This window comes from Georgenia sp. G2120 (assembly GCF_055326485.1).
In genome coordinates this window covers 148643-164992 of record NZ_JBUZNL010000008.1, presented here as the reverse complement: position 1 = coordinate 164992, position 16350 = coordinate 148643, and the positions used below count along the sequence as shown (strand labels likewise).

Here is a 16350-nt window from a genome sequence, read left to right as displayed (position 1 = left end):
GGGTGGGTCTGCTGCACGGGTAGGTGACACCTGATCTGTGGTGCCGGAAGGTGCTGCTGGAAGGATGTCGATCGTGCCCAGACCTCATCCGAAGGAGTTCCGCGACGATGTCGTGGCCGTGGCCCGCCGCGGGGACGCTCCGATCAAGGACATCGCCAAAGACTTCGGGATCAGCGAGTCCTGTCTGCGTAACTGGTTGCAGGCCTCTGACGTCGAGGACGGCAATCGCCCCGGTGTGACTCGGAGCGAGTCGGCCGAGCTGCGCGAAGCGAAGAAACGTGTCCGCCTGCTCGAACAAGAGAACGAGGTTCTGCGCCGTGCGGCGGCCTACCTCTCGCAGGCGAACCTGCCGGGAAAATGATGTACCCGCTCGTGAGAGAGCTCGCCAGCGACGGGATCCCTGTCGCGGTGACGTGCCGGGTCCTCAGGCTCGCCCGCCAGCCCTACTACCGGTGGCTCGCAGACCCCGTCAGCGACCGCGATCTCGAGCAGGCCTACCTGGCGAACGCCCTGTTCGACGCTCATCGCGACGACCCCGAGTTCGGGTATCGCCTGCTGGCAGACGAGGCCCGTGAAGCGGGCCACGTCGCGTGTGATCGCACGATCTGGCGGACATGCCGGGACAACCGGTGGTGGAGCGTGTTCGGCAAGAAACGAGGCAAGAACGGGAAACGGCCCGGCCCGCCGGCCCACGACGATCTCGTCGAACGGGACTTCACCGCGGCCGCTCCCAACGAGCTGTGGCTGACCGATATCACCGAGCACCCCACCGGCGAGGGCAAGATCTATCTCTGCGCGGTCAAGGACGTCTACTCGGGACGGATCGTGGGGTACTCGATCAGCGACCGCATGAAGGCCCGTCTCGCGGTTGACGCCCTGTCCTCTGCGGTCGCCCGACGCGGCGGTGACATGGCTGGGTGCGTCGTGCACTCGGACAGAGGCTCTCAATTCCGGTCCAGGCGCTTCCTGGCCGCCCTGCGCCGCCACGACCTCGTGGGCTCGATGGGGCAAGTCGCCTCCGCGGGAGACAACGCCGCGATGGAGTCCTTCTTCTCGCTCCTGCAGAAGAACGTCCTCGACCGTCGCCGCTGGGCCACCAGGGCCGAACTGCGGATCGCGATCGTGACCTGGATCGAACGGACCTACCACCGCCGCCGGCGCCAGGACCGACTCGGTCGTCTGACCCCCATCGAGTACGAGACCATCATGACCACTCAGATCGCACTCGCGGCCTGAGAACACCTGTCACCTACTCGTGCAGCAGACCCCTTTGAAACTCGGAATAAAGTTGGAAGTGGGCACTGGTTCGAGACGGAGGTGATGGTGTGAGACTCGATGAAGACGACGTCGCCACCCTCCACCAGCAACTCGCATGGCTGACCAAACGCGAGGGCTTCGTCCAACGACGCCTCGCCCAGGCAGGGATCGTCGACGAACTCCTCCGCGGTTCCCTCGAGGACAGCTTTGAACGTCTCCGTCACCGGTTCATCTCCGCCATCCACACCCTGCCCGTAGAGCAAGCAGGCCTGTTGCTGGACGTGTTCGCGCTCAGCCCCGACACGCAAGACGTACCCGAGTTGCTACAACGACGGGAGATCCACGGCGACAAGATCGGACGGAAGGTCGACACCGTTCGCACACGAGAGACCGCAGCGCTCAAGGCGTTGCACTCCCGTCTCGTCACCGGCCGCTACGCGCAGGCCCCGCTCGTGCTCGACGTGCCCGAGATGCACGGCGGCATCATCTACGAAGAGACCAGCACTCTCATTGTCGTCGAGAACCGACGCTGGCACGCCACCTACGAGCACTACCGGTTCGCGAACATGGCAGGCGAACTCGACTACGTCGCCATCGGCCGCTCCTATCCCGGCGTCGTGACCCCGAGCAACAAGGGCGATTTCAAGGTCAACACCCGCCCGGTCGACGGCGCGGGCTGGAACGACCACTTCTGGCACCTCAACACCGCCCGCACGGCGACCGAGCCGATGCAAGACCGGACACGCTACGACCTGCGCTTCCGCATCACACCGCCCGAAGACGGCAGCGAACCGGAGCCAGTGACTCTCGCCAGCCGGGCGCTCCACCACCGCTCACTGCTGTTCACCATCCGCGTGGGGTTCATCGGGGAACGGCCCGCCAGTATCTGGAAATTCGAGGGAGCCAGCCCGTTCGCCCGCCCACATGCAGCCAACGAGTACAACCGCGTCCAGCTTGACGCCCGCGGCACCGCGACCCTCACCCTGCGCGACGTCCACGGTGGCCTCTTCAACGGCTTCGCCTGGAACTGGGACACCTGACCGAGGCGGCGAGGTCTTCTCGAAAACGCCCGATCATGAGATAATCACAGGTAGATCGCAGCGCCCGGTCGACGCGACACATGCTCCCGGCTGCATCAACGTCCAAGCTCATGCCGCGGATGGCAACCGACCGATGTCAGTGCCTGGCGCTACGGTGAGGTTAACCCGCAACCATAACTTAAGACGCGCCCGAGGCGCAGGAGATGAACCACATGGCACCGACCACCAAAGAAGGACAGCGCGCCGAACTGCACAAGACGATCTGGCGCATCGCGAACGATCTGCGCGGCTCTGTCGACGGCTGGGACTTTAAGTCCTACGTGCTCGGCATGCTGTTCTACCGGTTCATCTCCGAGAACCTCACCGCCTACATCAACAAGAGCGAACGCGAAGCAGACGACCCGGGCTTCGACTACGCCCAGCTCGGAGATGCACAAGCTGAGTTCGGCCGCAAGGAGACCGTGGAGGAGAAGGGCTTCTACATCCTCCCGTCTGAGCTGTTCCAGAACGTCCGTAAGCGTGCCGCGAACGACGCGAACCTCAACGAGACTCTTGCTCGCGTGTTCAAGAACATCGAAGGATCCGCCGTCGGCACCGACGCCGAAGATGACCTCAAAGGCCTGTTCGACGATCTCGATGTCAACAGCTCCAAGCTTGGTGGCACCGTGGCCAAGCGCAACGAGAAACTCGTCAAGCTCCTCGATGCGATCGGTGACCTGCCGCTGGGGAACTTCGAGGACAACTCGATTGACCTGTTCGGTGACGCCTACGAGTACCTCATGCAGATGTATGCCTCCAGCGCAGGCAAGTCCGGCGGCGAGTACTACACACCCCAGGAGGTCTCGGAGCTCCTGGCCCGTATCACCGTGGTGGGTAAGACACAGGTGAACAAGGTCTACGACCCCGCCGTCGGTTCCGGGTCGCTGCTGCTGAAGTTCGCGAAAGTCCTAGGCAAAGACAACGTGCGACAGGGCTTCTACGGTCAAGAGATCAATCTGACCACCTATAACCTCGCCCGCATCAACATGTTCCTGCACGACGTGAACTACGAGAAGTTCAACATCGCCCACGGTGACACCCTCATCGACCCCGCGCACTGGGATGACGAACCGTTCGAGGCGATCGTCTCCAACCCGCCGTACTCCATCAAATGGGACGGTGACGCCAACCCGCTGCTGATCAACGACCCGCGCTTCGCACCAGCCGGTGTGCTCGCACCGAAGTCGAAGGCCGACCTCGCGTTCACGATGCACATCCTGTCGTGGCTCGCCGTCAACGGCACCGCGGCCATCGTCGAGTTCCCCGGCGTGCTCTACCGGGGCGGAGCTGAGCGGAAGATCCGCAAATACCTCATCGACAACAACTATGTGGATGCTGTCATCCAGCTGCCGCCGGACCTGTTCTTCGGCACCACGATTGCAACCTGCATCATCGTGCTCAAGAAGTCCAAGACCGACAACTCCGTGCTCTTCATCGACGCCTCTGCCGAGTTCAAACGCGTCGGTAACAAGAACAAGCTCACCGAGGTCAACCAGCAGCACATCCTCGACACCTTCACCGCGCGGGAGAGCGTCGACCATGTGGCGGCGCTCGTTTCGAATGAAGACATCGCGGCCAACGACTACAACATCGCCGTGTCTTCTTACGTCGAAGCCGAAGACACCCGCGAAGTCATCGACATCACCGAGCTGAACGCCGAGATCGCACGCATCGTCGCGCGCCAGCAAGAGCTGCGCACCTCCATCGACGAGATCGTCGCCGACCTGGAGGGCACGAAGTGAGCCGGATCGACGACCTGATCGCGGAGCTTTGCCCGCACGGGGTTGAGTATGTGGAACTTGGGGAGTTGCTCGCGTATGAGCAGCCGACCAAATACCTTGTCGACTCAACCGCATACAGCGACTCCTATGCCACGCCAGTTCTCACGGCGGGCCAGACGTTCGTCCTTGGTCGAACTGACGAAGCGAACGGTATTTATCCGGCATCGCCCGCAACTCCGGTGATTATCTTCGACGACTTCACCACCGCATTCAAGTGGGTCGATTTTCCTTTCAAGGTCAAGTCCTCGGCCATGAAGCTGCTCACGCCAAAAGTGGCGGGTCGCGCCAGCTTGCGGTACGTCTATTACGTAATGCAGACGATTCGCTATGAGCCGCAAGACCACGCGCGGCAGTGGATCGGCATCTACTCCGGATTTCAGGTACCGGTCCCGCCTCTCGAGGTACAGCGGGAGATCGTGCGAGTATTAGATCAGTTCACACAGCTGGAAGCGGAGCTGGAAGCGGAGCTGGAAGCCCGCCGCCGCCAGTATGAACATTACCGCGGCGGACTCTTGGCATTTAACCCCGACGAGGCCGAAACCGTGGAACTTTCTGAGGCATTCGAGACTCGCAATGGATACACCCCATCGAAGTCGGATCCGACGAACTGGCTGAACGGCACTGTTCCTTGGTTCCGCATGGAAGATATTCGTGAGAACGGCCGAGTTCTCGATCGCGCGCTCCAGCGTATCCCTGAGAAAGCAGTTAAGGGTGGTCGGCTCTTCCCGGCTGGATCGCTTATATTTGCAACCTCAGCCACGATTGGCGAGCACGCCCTGATCACCGTTCCATTCATGTCGAATCAAAGGTTCACGGCTGTATGGCCTAAAGCGGAGTACGCAGACCGATTCGATATGAAATTCCTCTACTATTACGGGTTTGTGATTGACGAATGGTGCCGCAACAACACTACGACTTCAAGCTTCGCCTCAGTTGATATGAGTGGCTTCAAGCGCCTCCGAGTCCCCATCCCTCCGATTGAGACACAAAAACGCATTGCATCGCAACTCAGTCACTTTGATGCTCTCGTGAACGACCTAAGCGTCGGCCTTCCAGCTGAGCTTGCTGCGCGGCGGAAGCAGTACGAGTACTACCGCGACAAGTTGCTGACGTTCAAGGAGTTATCGGCATGAGTGACGGGACTCTTCGTAAGTATGATCCGATTGCCGTGTCGTCTGAGAGCACGGTTGTTGCTGAGTACATTCCTGATGCGGCGGGTGCTGGTTCGTATCAGTCGGAGGCGGAGCTTGAGCGTGAGCTGATCCGTCTGTTGCAGTCGCAGGCATATGAGTATCTCCCGGTCACCTCGGAGGCGCAGCTCGTCGCAAACCTTCGTGCACAGCTGGAAGCTCTGAACTCGGTGACGTTCTCAGATAGCGAGTGGGATCAGTTCTTCTCGGAGCGGATCGCTGGCGCGAACGATAACATCGTGGAGAAGACGGTGCGTATACAAGAGGACCATGTTCAGCTGTTGAAGCGTGATGACGGTTCAGTGAAGAACATTCTGCTGATCGATAAGCAGAACATTCACAACAACCGCCTGCAGGTGATCAACCAGTACGAGATCGGCCAGGGCGAAGGCGGCTCCGCTCGCTCGAACCGCTACGACGTGACGGTGCTCGTGAACGGTCTACCGATGGTGCACATCGAGCTCAAGCGCCGTGGGGTCGACATCCGTGAGGCGTTCAACCAGATCGACCGCTACCAGCGCGACAGCTTCTGGGCAGGCTCTGGACTCTTCGAGTACGTGCAGCTGTTCGTGATCAGCAACGGCACATTGACGAAGTATTACTCGAACACCACGCGTCGCCAGCATTTAGGTGAGGCGGCAGGCTCGAAGCGGGTGCGCAAGACTTCGAGCTCGTTTGAGTTCACCTCGTGGTGGGCGGACGCGCAGAACAAGCCGATCCAGGACCTGTCCGCGTTCGCGAAGACGTTCTTCGCTAAGCATGCGCTGCTGAACATCCTGACGAAGTACTGCGTGCTCACCGCTGACCGGATGCTGCTGGTGATGCGCCCGTACCAGATCGTCGCGACCGAGCGGATTCTGCAGAAGATCGACATCTCCACGAACTACAAGTCTCTCGGCACTGTTGCTGCGGGCGGGTATGTGTGGCACACCACCGGGTCGGGCAAGACGCTGACGTCATTCAAGGCGGCGCAACTTGCGTCGAAGCTTCCGAGCGTGGACAAGGTGTTGTTTGTCGTGGACCGCAAGGATCTCGACTATCAGACGATGCGGGAGTATGACCGGTTCGAGAAGGGCGCAGCGAACTCCAACACCTCGACCGCGGTGTTGAAGAAGCAGCTCGAAGACCCGGGTGCGCGCATCATCATCACGACGATCCAGAAGCTTTCGACGTTCATCGCGGCGAACAAGGGTCATGCGATCTACGACGGTCACGTCGTGATCATCTTCGACGAGTGCCACCGATCGCAGTTCGGCGACATGCACACCGCGATCACGAAGGCGTTCAAGCGCTACAACCTCTTTGGCTTCACCGGCACCCCGATCTTCTCGGCGAACGCTGGTAGCGGTGGGAACCCGCAGCTGAAGACTACGGAGCAGGCGTTCGGGGAGAAGCTGCACACCTACACGATCGTCGATGCGATCACCGACAAGAACGTGCTTCCCTTCCGCATCGACTACGTCAACACGGTCAAGGTCGGCAACGTCATCGACAAGCAGGTCTCGGCGATTGACACCGAGAAGGCGCTGCTCGCTCCGGAGCGGATTAGTCAGATCGTGAAGTACACGCTCGAGCACTTCGACCAGAAGACCAAGCGTGCCGAGCACTACACGCTCGGAGAGCGCCGCGTGCGTGGTTTCAACGCGCTGTTCGCGACCGCGTCCATCGAGGCCGCTCGCGTTTACTACAACCATTTCCAGATCCAGCAGGAAAGCCTGCCGTCAGACAAGCGGTTAAAGATCGGTCTGATCTACTCCTATGGTGCGAACGACGCGGTCGAAGACGGTGGACTCGACGAAGAGGGCTTCGACACCGGCGCTCTGAACATGGACGCGCGGTCGTTCCTGGAGGATGCGATCCAGGACTACAACGACATGTTCGGCACGTCCTTCGACACCTCTGCCGATCGGTTCCAGAACTACTACAAGGACCTCTCGCTAAAGCTCAAAACTCGCGAGATCGACCTCGTCATCGTCGTGAACATGTTCCTCACCGGCTTCGACGCGACCACGATGAACACCCTGTTCGTCGACAAGAACCTGCGCGCGCACGGGCTGATTCAGGCATACTCGCGGACGAACCGCATCCTGAACTCCGTGAAGACCTACGGCAACATCGTCAGCTTCCGTGACCTCGAAGACGAGACCAACGACGCCATCGCCCTCTTCGGCAACAAGGACGCCCGCGGCGTTGTGCTGCTCAAACCTTACGGCGAGTACTACAACGACTACGCCGAGAAAGTCACCGAACTGCTCAGTACCTTCCCCCTCGGCCAGCCGATCATCGGCGAGGCCGCTCAGAAGGAGTTCATCGCGCTGTTCGGCGCGATCCTGCGCTTGCAGAACATCCTCACTTCGTTCGACGAGTTCACCGGCAACGCCATCCTCACTGACCGGCAGGGCCAGGACTACCGGAGCGTCTACCTCGACCTGTATGCGGAGTTCCGCAAGGACAAGGACGCCGACAAGGAGCAGATCAACGACGACGTGGTCTTCGAGATCGAGCTGATCAAGCAGGTCGAGATCAACGTCGACTACATCCTCATGCTCGTGCAGAAGTACCGCGACGAACGCGGTGACGGCGACGACAAAGAGATCCGCGCGGAGATCTCGCGCGCCGTGGACGCCAGCCCGACCTTGCGCAACAAGAAAGACCTCATCGAAGACTTCGTCGACTCCCTCTCCGTGGACGGTGAGATCGACCAGGAATGGCGCGCGTTCATCGCAGCCAAGCGGGAGGCCGAGCTCGACACGATTATTAACGAAGAGAGCCTCCGCCCAGATGAGACCCGCGTCTTCGTCGAGACCGCGTTCCGCGACGGCCAGATCCGCACCAGTGGCACCGCGATCACGAAGGTACTACCGCCAGTGTCACGATTCTCTGCCGATGGCGGCCACGGCGAGAAAAAGCAACGTGTCATCCAGAAGCTCGGAGCGTTCTTCGAGAGATTCTTCGGCTTGAGTTCGGGCGGGAGCGCGTAGTGAAAATTCAGTCGGTTCGTATTCGTAACTTTCGATCGTTGAAGGATGTGACGATCGCCTTCGATGATGTCACGACATTCATCGGGCCGAACGGCACCGGCAAATCGACAGTGCTCCGTGCTCTCGACTGGTACTTCAATGGCAAACCTGGGTCGTTGAGCGAGACGGACTGTTCGTTTGGAGCAACCGATGAAGACATCGAGGTGGAAGTCACCTTCTACGATCTGACCGACAAAGACCGCGAGGCGTTGGGCAAGTACGCTCCAGCCGAGGCCGACACCTTCACCGCCTGGAAGCAGCGTCTCCCCAGCGGCGTGGAGGTCTTCTCGGCGAACGCAAAGGGCTTACCCGAGTTCAATGACATCAAAGCTGCGACAAGCGCCAAAGCAAAGAGGGAACTCTACGCAGAGCTCCGTCGAAACCGTACGGATCTGGGGCTTCCCGCGGCGACGACAGGAACGGCGGTGGATCAGGCGATGACCGCCTGGGAGGCAGCAAACATCGGGCAATTGGTTGAGGCCCCAGAGGCCCTGCAGACCAACTTCTTCGGCTTCAACAGCGGTGGCAAGATGAGCGGACTGTTCGACTTCGTGCTTGTTACTGCTGACCTTCGCGCCAGCGAAGAGTCGCTCGACGGAAAGGCGAGCGTAATCGGACGCATCCTTGAGCGTTCTGTTGACCGCACGGCAGCCGACGAGGAGATCGCGACGATCGTCGAGGATGCCCGAGCCCGACAGCAACAGGTCTATGAAGAAAAGTTCAAGGCGCAACTCGAAACGATGACGGCGCAACTCAACGAGGTCGTGACGTCGTACACGCCGGGGCGAGCAGTCTCGGTCACACCTGCAGAAGTGGAACTCAAGGCTCCGCGGACGACATTTGGTGTCTCGATCTTGGACGGCGAGACGGAGACCGCCGTCGAGCGCCAGGGGCATGGCTTCCAACGCACCCTGCTCATATCTGCCTTGCAGTTGCTGGCGCAGTCTGGTGCGGCGTCGGCGGAGGGCGTCATCTGCTTGGCCATCGAGGAGCCGGAGCTCTTCCAGCACCCGATCCAGGCTCAGACCTTCGCGAAGGTGCTGCGCTCCTTAGCGGAGGACGCTGATAAGCGGATTCAGGTGAGTTACGCCACCCACAGTCCGTACTTCCTGGAGGCGCGCCATTTCGACCAGGTACGCCGCCTCACGCGATCAACAGATGACGCTCCGGTCGTCACTGTGCACTCCGCAAACATAGCGGACGTGAAGGCAAAGCTCGCGGGAGTCGTCAAAGAGTCGGTCGTTGATCGCCAACTCGACGGCATCGTGACGAATCAGCTCTCGGTTGCGCTGTTCGCTCATCGGGTTCTTCTTGTCGAAGGTGCCACGGAGTCCGCAGTGTTCTATGGCGTCGGCGACCGAGAACGAGTAAGTTCCCTGGAAGCTGCTGGCTTGTCAATCGTGCCGGTTGGCGGAAAGCAGTCGATACCGCTGGCACACGCCATCTTGACGGCCCTAGGGATTCCCGCCTACGCGCTGTTTGACGCTGACGGCGGGTTCGAGGCACGGGCTCAGGCGAATGGCAAGGAGCAAGACAAGATTGATGAGGAGCGGGCTGGTCATGCCGCTGCCAACCGCTCTGCCCTGAGATACTTCGGTCGCACGGAGGAGGACTTCCCGACGGCAGTCATTGCCGACAATGTTGCGATCTTCGACGATCATCTCGAAGCATTCCTTGGAGCTGCCTGGCCTGAATGGGTGACGGCGTGCGAAGCAGTCGAGGCGGCTTCGGGCATCAGCCTCTCGAAGAACCAGCTTGCCTATCGGGCTGCAACGCTCGAAGCCGCCGGTTCAGTTCCTTCGGTGCTCACCGAAATCTTGACAAAAGCAAAGGAGGGTTGACCATGCATGAGATTAGGTGTCCACATTGCGGGAAGACGTTCACCATCGACGAGGCTGGGTATGCCGAAATTGTCAAGCAGGTGCGCGACGATGAGTTCGAGAAACAGCTCCACGAGCGCCTCGAACTTGCTAACCGGGACAAGCAGAAGGCGCTGGAGTTGGCTGAAGCGAAGGCTGCGGGAGAGCTGCAGAAAGCAGCCTCTGCCAAAGACGCTGAGATTCAGGAGCTAAAAGCCAAGCTCGACGCCGGTGACGTTCAGCGGAAGCTCGCGGTGAAGGAGGCGCTCGCGGCCGTCGAGAAGGAGCGCGATTCGCTCGCCGGAGAGCTAGAGAATGCCAAACAAGAGAAGCAATCTGCCGTCGAGCTAATTGAGGCAAAGCTCGTCGCAGAACTGCAGAAGTCGACCTCAGCGAAAGACGCCCAGATTCAGGAGCTAAAGGCCAAGCTAGAGAGCATCGAAGTCTCTCAGAAGCTGGCCATCACCGAAGCAGTGAGTGCCGTAGAGAAGGAGCGCGACGACTTCAGGAACGGTCTCGAGAAAGTTGAACTCGAGAAGCAGCTCGCCGAGAAGTCCCTCAGAGACAAGTACGAGACCCAGATCAAGGACCGCGATGACGCGATCGAGCGGCTGCGGGACATGAAGGCCAAGCTGTCGACCAAAATGGTCGGCGAAACGCTCGAGCAGCACTGCGAGATAGAATTCAACCGTATCCGTGCCACGGCCTTCCCCCGTGCTTACTTCGAGAAGGATAATGACGCGCACACGGGGAGTAAGGGCGACTTCATTTTCCGCGACTACGACGAGTCGGGCACCGAGGTCGTGTCGATCATGTTCGAGATGAAGAACGAGAGCGACACTACCGCCACCAAGAAGAAGAACGAGGACTTTCTCAAAGAGCTCGATAAGGATCGCACGGAGAAGGGATGCGAGTATGGGATCCTTGTTTCCCTTCTGGAACCGGAGAGCGATCTCTACAACACCGGGATCGTGGACGTCTCGTATCGCTACCCGAAGATGTATGTAATCCGTCCCCAGTTCTTCATCCAGATGATTACTCTGCTGCGCGATGCAGCACTCAACGCGCTCGCCTACAAGAACGAGCTTGCACTGGTGAAGGCGCAGAACATCGACATCACGAACTTCGAGAATGAGCTCGACGCATTCAAAGCAGCGTTTGGCAAAAACTACGAACTAGCCGCACGACGGTTTCACTCCGCCATCGACGAGATTGACAAATCCATAGATCGGCTCCAAAAAGCGAAGGAAGCACTCCTAGGCTCAGAGCGAAATCTGCGACTCGCCAATGACAAAGCTCAGGATGTGACTATCAAGAAGCTGACCAGACGCAATCCGACGATGGCAGCCAAGTTCGCAGAGCTAGAAGGCTCAAAGAACGAGGAAGGAGTCGATGAATGAATCGAGTACCAGTGGTTAGTAGCAACGTAGCCGAGGTTGGCTACGACCCGGAGACGAAGACACTGGAGGTCGCGTTCATCAAGGGTGGCATCTATCAGTACTTCGGTGTTCCGGTCTCCGTCTACAAAGGGCTATTGGGTGCCCCGAGCGTTGGCCGTTACTTGGATGTCAACGTCAAGAAGGCTGGGTACTCAGTGCGCAAGGTCGCTAGCTGAGCGTCAGTATCCATCCTGCGGGCACGGGGAGTGAGGCCCGTCAATCTTCATCGCTGTGTCGAGTTGCGAGTCGTTCTTCCCGCCGCACGTATTCGGTGCAGCACGGTGGTTGCGCTGAAACCGAGGTGCTCACCTACTTGCGAGAGGGAGAGGCCAGTTTCGTAAAGATGAATCATCTCGGCCACTTGCTCATCGCTTGGCGGCATGCGGCGCAACGCAACTCCCCGACGCTTCAAGACAGCGCTGATCGTGACGCGATGGCAGCCGTACTCGGTGGCAAGTTCGTAGACCGTCTTCCCCGTCCCATAGGCGGTGACGATCTGGCTGACCTTTTCGTCCGAGAGTCGCGGCTGCGTCGTGCGCTTACGTCCGCCGTTCGCCTGCGGAAGCTCGTGGACTGGCTCGGTCGAGAGGTGACGGCGGGCCTTCCGCAGTTCGTTTGCATGCGAGGAGAACAGTCCCACCCCTGTGATGTCCCAGGACATCGTGAACGGCTGAACCCCCGGTGACGGGGGTTCAGCCGTTTTTTCGTTGGTAGGTGTACGGGCCGCGGATCTATGTGCCAGTGATGGTCGACGACGGCGGCGTGGTCGTCGAGCATCGAGCGTCGGGGCCTATCGTGTGGCCGCGACCGGTGCAGACGGAGAACGAGGCTCGACAATGTGCAGGGGGGTGGGGCGTGTGCCACGGGACGACGACGAACAGCCAGACTCCTTGATCCGACCTCTTGAGCCGCCGAGGGATTTCGACTCGCCGCTCCACAGTCAGGGTGCACTGGTGCTCGGTGCCGGTCGCCTGGCGTTCGTGTCCGGGCAGGTCGGCGTCCGGCCCGATGCCACGATCGGAGCGGACCTGGCGGAGCAGACGTTCATCGCGTTCGAGAACGTCGCCCGGGTACTGGCCGAGGCGGATCTCGGCATGTCCGACGTGGCGTCGCTGAGGATCTACCTCACCTCGCGCGACGCGATCCCGACCTTCACGGAGACGGCGAGAGGGTGTCTCGGTGGGCACCGGCCGGCGTCGACGCTCCTCGTCGTCGAGCACCTGGCGAGTCCTGCGCTGCTGGTCCAGGTCGAGGCGGTCGCGGCCGGCCGTTGAGCGCTCACCGACCCGTCACGCGTCCGTGTCGCTGGGCGCCGATCATCACCCGTCCCCGGGGCCGGCCGGTCGCCCGACCTCGCGGACGGCGTCCGCGACGGCATCGAACTCCCGCCGCAGGATCTTGGCGTGGTTGGTGGGAACCGTCGCGCTGACGCGAATGTTCGGCCTGCGGTCGAGCACCGGCTCGAGCGTGGCTCGCACCTTTGCCATCTCCGCGTCGTCTGTGCCGAGGTGTCCGCCGGTCGCGACGACGTACCGGACGGGCGCCTCGATGCTGTCGAGCACGGACTCCAGCGTGCCCAGCAGCTCGTTGACCTCGATGTTGACCTCGGCGTGCTGCGCCGCACTCATGCGCGCGGCCAGACCCATCCGGCTCGCGACCGGGAGCATCCATCGCATGCGGTGGAACAGGCGGCGGAGTCGGGCGCGCGCCTCGTCGTCGATCCAGTCGTAGGGCATGGCGCCGTCGACGGCGACCACTCCGAGGGTGCGGTCCGGGTGGCGCCGGGCCCAGTGCACGGCCAGGGTCGCGCCGTAGGACCAGCCGGCCAGCACGGGGCGTTCCACGCCCGCCGCGTCGAGCACGGTCTCGATGTCGCGCAGGCACGCCTCGAAGGAGTAGTCGGCGGATCGCCGGGAGCGTCCGCGCGCCCGTTCGTCGAAGCGGACGTGCCGCCAGTCGTCGGTCCCGAGCTCGGCGACCACCCTGTCCCAGTGCCGCAGGTCGGCGTATGCGCCGTTGAGGTAGACGACGGGTGTGCCGGGCCCGCCGGTGTCGTTGGTGAACAGGGCGGTGTCGTCGACCGGGACCATGCCGGTCCAGGGACTGTCCAGGTGTGTCATGAGTGGTCCTCGTCGTCGTTGGTGGATGTGTGGCGGCGCGTAGCGCGCGGCCCCGTCCGGAGCGCCCGGAGGATGCCGTCGAGGCTGTCCCAGATCGCGACCACCGCGACGAGGAGCAGGAGCAGCTCGGTCAGGTCCGCTACTTCTGTGCGGGTCCCGGCCGTGGCTCCGGCCGGCACGGGGGAGAGGAGTGCGCCCTCCACCGCCAGCACGACGACCGACACGGCCCCGGCGCCGTTGGCGACGGTGTTGACGAGGGCCACCGGCATCGTCCACCGGCGTCGCGCCCAGGCCACCGCGCTGCAGACCAGGCTGACGGTGAGGGTGCCCACGAGGACGGCCTTCCCCGCCTGGTGAAGCCCCGGGTCGAGGACCTGGAGCTGCTGGCCGTCGTCGGCGACTCCGGCGAACTGCCACACGAGCACCGCGAGCAGGACCATGCCGAAGACGATCGAGGTCACGAGGCCCGGCGGGCGCCGGTCGGTCCCAGTGCGGCGACGGCTGGTCCCGCTCGCCGAACGGTCGGGCTGCGCCGCGGGGTGCTGGTCCGTCACCATGGTCACGCCACCCGTCCGGTGAGTGCGGTGAGCACGGGCGCCAGGGCGAAGGCGCCGGCCGTGATGCCGAGGGCGGCCAGGGCTGTGAGCGCCACGGTCGACGCAGTCCAGCGCACCGGAGGAAGCTCGCGGGACACGAGCGTCCCGAGCGGGAGCAGCAGGGCGACGCCGCTGACGAGGCCGGGCATCGGGCTCCAGGAGAGCAGGCTCAGCAGGACGTGGCCGGCGCCGTTGACCATCAGCGCACAGGCGACGCACGCCAGCACGGTGGCGCTCCAGCGCGCCCGGGTGCCGACGGCGACGGCGGCGAGGCCGAGCACGGCGAGCGTGACGAGGGCGAGCACGAGCGCAAACTCGGCCGGATCACCGTGCAGGGAGCGTCCCGGCAGCCAGGGGTGCCCGGCGATCCAGCCCGTCATGTCCAGCAGCCACTCCTCGGTGTTGTGCAGCACGACGGCCAGAGCCGTTGCGCCCCACAGCTGTGACAGGCGGCGGTGCCCGGCCCCCGGCGGCTTGTCCGTTCGTGCGGGTGTGGTGACCATCAGTTTCATAGGGCGACCTTACGTTCGTATTGGAAGGTCGTGCGACTGTATTGTCTACCCATGGCAGATGCAAGGGACGGCAGGCACAGGCTGGCCGAGGCGCTCACCCGGGTGGTCGCTCGAGAGGGGATCACGGGGGTCAGCGTGCGAGCGGTGGCGGCGGAGGCCGGCGTCAGCGGTGGCGCCGTGCAGCACCACTTCCGTACTCGGGCCGAGATGATCCGGTACGCGATGGAGTGGATCTCCGACGGGGTGGAGCACCGACTGTCCCGGGTCGCCCGGTGGGGCGACGTGGAGGAGTGGACCCGGGAGATCCTCCTGGAGCTGCTACCGCTCGACGAGCAGAGGCAGCGCGAGCACGCGGTGTGGCTGGCCTTTGTCGCACACGCCGCGACCGACCCCTCGCTGGCGGACCTGAGAAACCGCACGAACGAGAAGCTGCTCGAGATGTACGCCCGGATCGTCCGGGCGCGGCGCTCTCTCCCACCCATCTCTGCTGTCGAGGAGCCGGTTGTGACGACGACGGACGGTCAGGTAGATGACGGAGACGAGGACGCGATGCTCCTGCAGGCGCTGCTGGACGGGCTGTCGCTCCACCTGACCGAGATGCAGCCCGACGAGGCGCAGCGGCGCGGGCCGGCATTGCTCGATCGGTTCCTGGAGCTCGTGGTCGACATCTCGACGCCGGCCTGAGTCGACGGACATGGTCACGCGTTCTCGGTGACCGGTCGTCCATGCGATCGGACCCGGTCGGTCGTGTGGGAAGGTGCCCGTCGTCGATGACGGTGTCGTCGTGCCGGCCGGATCGGCGCGATGGTCGCTCAGGTCCGGTCGCGCGGTGCGTCGTCCGGCTCGTCAGGCTTCCCCAGGTAGCCGACCGAGATCCAGGCGATGGCGACGATCGCCCCGCCGATGACGGCGTAGGTGCCGCGTGACTCCTCGAACACGCTGAACCCGGCACCGAAGAGGATGCTGACGACGAGGGCGATGTAGGCCAGTGTCTTTCTGCTCATGACAGGAGCATGGCAGTGACCGACCTCTCCGATCGCTGACAGGTGTCACCGGCTGATGGGTGCCTCTGTCAGCGGCCGTCATGCCCCCGGCCCGGCCCGGCCCGGCCCGGCCCGCTCACGTCGTCGTCGGCCGCTCCGGTCCGAGGTAGGCCCACCGCCCGTGCTCGCGGACGAACCGCGACCGCTCGTGCTGGACGCCCATCCCGCCGCCGGGCTCGCGGTAGGTGGCGCGGAACTCGACGACGCCCTCCGCGTCGTCCTCCCCGCCCGCCACCGTGTCGACGATCTGCAGCCTGCGCCACGCGGGGTTGTCGGCGAGGTCGATCGACTCCGGCCGGGTCGAGGAGTGCCACGAGGCGAGCAGCCAGGCGGCGTCCGCGGAACGGAACGCGGCGAAGCGCGAGCGCATGAGGGCCTCCGCCGTCTCGGGCCAGGGGTGCTCGGCGTCGTCGGAGATCGAACCCTCGCCGTGGATCGACCCGTCGTCGGTCAT

16 protein-coding genes and 1 pseudogene are annotated in these 16350 nt (G+C 62.6%); 11 read left to right on the top strand and 6 right to left on the bottom strand.

The features are described from left to right. The first annotated feature begins 73 nt into the window (after positions 1-73). The 8 genes from ACZLMO_RS10755 (at position 74) to ACZLMO_RS10720 (ending at position 11801) form a co-directional block, all read left to right on the top strand. A protein-coding gene (locus tag ACZLMO_RS10755; protein WP_463653749.1) for an IS3 family transposase occupies positions 74-1236 on the top strand; the annotation gives its coding sequence in 2 pieces (ribosomal slippage) (positions 74-352 and positions 355-1236; 1161 coding nt in all). Between the two features lie 89 nt (positions 1237-1325). After that, entirely contained in the window at positions 1326-2297 is a 972-nt protein-coding gene (locus ACZLMO_RS10750) for a hypothetical protein (RefSeq protein ID WP_463653748.1), read from the top strand. A gap of 212 nt (positions 2298-2509) precedes the next feature. Continuing rightward, positions 2510-4078, top strand: a complete 1569-nt coding sequence (locus ACZLMO_RS10745; protein WP_463653747.1) for a type I restriction-modification system subunit M — start codon at positions 2510-2512, stop codon at positions 4076-4078. After that, positions 4075-5250: a restriction endonuclease subunit S gene (locus ACZLMO_RS10740; protein WP_463653746.1), complete on the top strand. Its 1176-nt coding sequence runs from the start codon at positions 4075-4077 to the stop codon at positions 5248-5250. Before ACZLMO_RS10745 ends, ACZLMO_RS10740 begins: the two co-directional genes overlap by 4 nt. Continuing rightward, on the top strand, positions 5247-8288 hold the full coding sequence (locus ACZLMO_RS10735) for a type I restriction endonuclease subunit R (RefSeq protein ID WP_463653745.1): 3042 nt from the start codon (positions 5247-5249) through the stop codon (positions 8286-8288). Before ACZLMO_RS10740 ends, ACZLMO_RS10735 begins: the two co-directional genes overlap by 4 nt. Beyond that, positions 8288-10168: an ATP-dependent nuclease gene (locus ACZLMO_RS10730; RefSeq protein WP_463653744.1), complete on the top strand. Its 1881-nt coding sequence runs from the start codon at positions 8288-8290 to the stop codon at positions 10166-10168. Before ACZLMO_RS10735 ends, ACZLMO_RS10730 begins: the two co-directional genes overlap by 1 nt. Before the next feature lie 2 nt (positions 10169-10170). Continuing rightward, complete coding sequence (locus ACZLMO_RS10725) at positions 10171-11586, top strand: DUF2130 domain-containing protein (protein WP_463653743.1); 1416 nt, start codon at positions 10171-10173, stop codon at positions 11584-11586. After that, positions 11583-11801, top strand: a complete 219-nt coding sequence (locus ACZLMO_RS10720; protein ID WP_463653742.1) for a KTSC domain-containing protein — start codon at positions 11583-11585, stop codon at positions 11799-11801. Before ACZLMO_RS10725 ends, ACZLMO_RS10720 begins: the two co-directional genes overlap by 4 nt. Positions 11802-11848: 47 nt before the next feature. Here ACZLMO_RS10720 and ACZLMO_RS10715 read toward each other — a convergent pair whose 3' ends face one another. Further along, entirely contained in the window at positions 11849-12286 is a 438-nt protein-coding gene (locus ACZLMO_RS10715) for a hypothetical protein (protein ID WP_463653741.1), read from the bottom strand. A gap of 292 nt (positions 12287-12578) precedes the next feature. Here ACZLMO_RS10715 and ACZLMO_RS10710 point away from each other — a divergent pair, with 292 nt between their 5' ends. Next, positions 12579-12899, top strand: coding sequence for a RidA family protein (locus ACZLMO_RS10710; RefSeq protein WP_463653740.1), 321 nt, complete (start codon positions 12579-12581; stop codon positions 12897-12899). Positions 12900-12944: 45 nt separating this feature from the next. Here ACZLMO_RS10710 and ACZLMO_RS10705 read toward each other — a convergent pair whose 3' ends face one another. The 3 genes from ACZLMO_RS10705 to ACZLMO_RS10695 are packed head-to-tail and all read right to left on the bottom strand — an operon-like array spanning position 12945 to position 14853. Beyond that, on the bottom strand, positions 12945-13745 hold the full coding sequence (locus ACZLMO_RS10705; RefSeq protein ID WP_463653739.1) for an alpha/beta fold hydrolase: 801 nt from the start codon (positions 13743-13745) through the stop codon (positions 12945-12947). Beyond that, a complete protein-coding gene (locus tag ACZLMO_RS10700) occupies positions 13742-14308 on the bottom strand; it encodes a hypothetical protein (protein WP_463653738.1) in 567 nt (188 codons plus the stop codon). Before ACZLMO_RS10700 ends, ACZLMO_RS10705 begins: the two co-directional genes overlap by 4 nt. Further along, a complete protein-coding gene (locus ACZLMO_RS10695) occupies positions 14305-14853 on the bottom strand; it encodes an HXXEE domain-containing protein (protein ID WP_463653737.1) in 549 nt (182 codons plus the stop codon). Before ACZLMO_RS10695 ends, ACZLMO_RS10700 begins: the two co-directional genes overlap by 4 nt. Before the next feature lie 51 nt (positions 14854-14904). Between ACZLMO_RS10695 and ACZLMO_RS10690 the strand changes: the two are divergent. Both ACZLMO_RS10690 and ACZLMO_RS10685 read left to right on the top strand, forming a co-directional pair. Then, positions 14905-15057, top strand: a pseudogene (locus ACZLMO_RS10690) (TetR family transcriptional regulator); the annotation flags it as partial. Between the two features lie 3 nt (positions 15058-15060). Continuing rightward, a complete protein-coding gene (locus ACZLMO_RS10685) occupies positions 15061-15537 on the top strand; it encodes a TetR family transcriptional regulator C-terminal domain-containing protein (RefSeq protein WP_463653754.1) in 477 nt (158 codons plus the stop codon). 128 nt (positions 15538-15665) lie between these two features. On the opposite strand, the gene ACZLMO_RS10680 is transcribed toward ACZLMO_RS10685, so the two are convergent. Then, the gene (locus ACZLMO_RS10680) at positions 15666-15857 is read right to left on the bottom strand and encodes a hypothetical protein (RefSeq protein WP_463653736.1); all 192 of its coding nucleotides are present in this window, start codon (positions 15855-15857) and stop codon (positions 15666-15668) included. Between the two features lie 115 nt (positions 15858-15972). Beyond that, on the bottom strand, positions 15973-16350 hold the full coding sequence (locus tag ACZLMO_RS10675) for a YchJ family protein (protein ID WP_463653735.1): 378 nt from the start codon (positions 16348-16350) through the stop codon (positions 15973-15975).

What these genes read in the sequence shown, in the direction of transcription:
- ACZLMO_RS10745 (WP_463653747.1), top strand. Translation starts at nt 2,510, where the DNA reads ATGGCACCGACCACCAAAGAAGGACAGCGCGCCGAACTGCACAAGACG.
- ACZLMO_RS10735 (WP_463653745.1), top strand. Translation starts at nt 5,247, where the DNA reads ATGAGTGACGGGACTCTTCGTAAGTATGATCCGATTGCCGTGTCGTCT.
- ACZLMO_RS10725 (WP_463653743.1), top strand. Translation starts at nt 10,171, where the DNA reads ATGCATGAGATTAGGTGTCCACATTGCGGGAAGACGTTCACCATCGAC.
- ACZLMO_RS10720 (WP_463653742.1), top strand. Translation starts at nt 11,583, where the DNA reads ATGAATCGAGTACCAGTGGTTAGTAGCAACGTAGCCGAGGTTGGCTAC.
- ACZLMO_RS10715 (WP_463653741.1), bottom strand. Translation starts at nt 12,286, where the DNA reads ATGTCCTGGGACATCACAGGGGTGGGACTGTTCTCCTCGCATGCAAAC.
- ACZLMO_RS10705 (WP_463653739.1), bottom strand. Translation starts at nt 13,745, where the DNA reads ATGACACACCTGGACAGTCCCTGGACCGGCATGGTCCCGGTCGACGAC.
- ACZLMO_RS10695 (WP_463653737.1), bottom strand. Translation starts at nt 14,853, where the DNA reads ATGAAACTGATGGTCACCACACCCGCACGAACGGACAAGCCGCCGGGG.
- ACZLMO_RS10685 (WP_463653754.1), top strand. Translation starts at nt 15,061, where the DNA reads ATGATCCGGTACGCGATGGAGTGGATCTCCGACGGGGTGGAGCACCGA.
- ACZLMO_RS10680 (WP_463653736.1), bottom strand. Translation starts at nt 15,857, where the DNA reads ATGAGCAGAAAGACACTGGCCTACATCGCCCTCGTCGTCAGCATCCTC.
- ACZLMO_RS10675 (WP_463653735.1), bottom strand. Translation starts at nt 16,350, where the DNA reads ATGACCGACGACGGGTCGATCCACGGCGAGGGTTCGATCTCCGACGAC.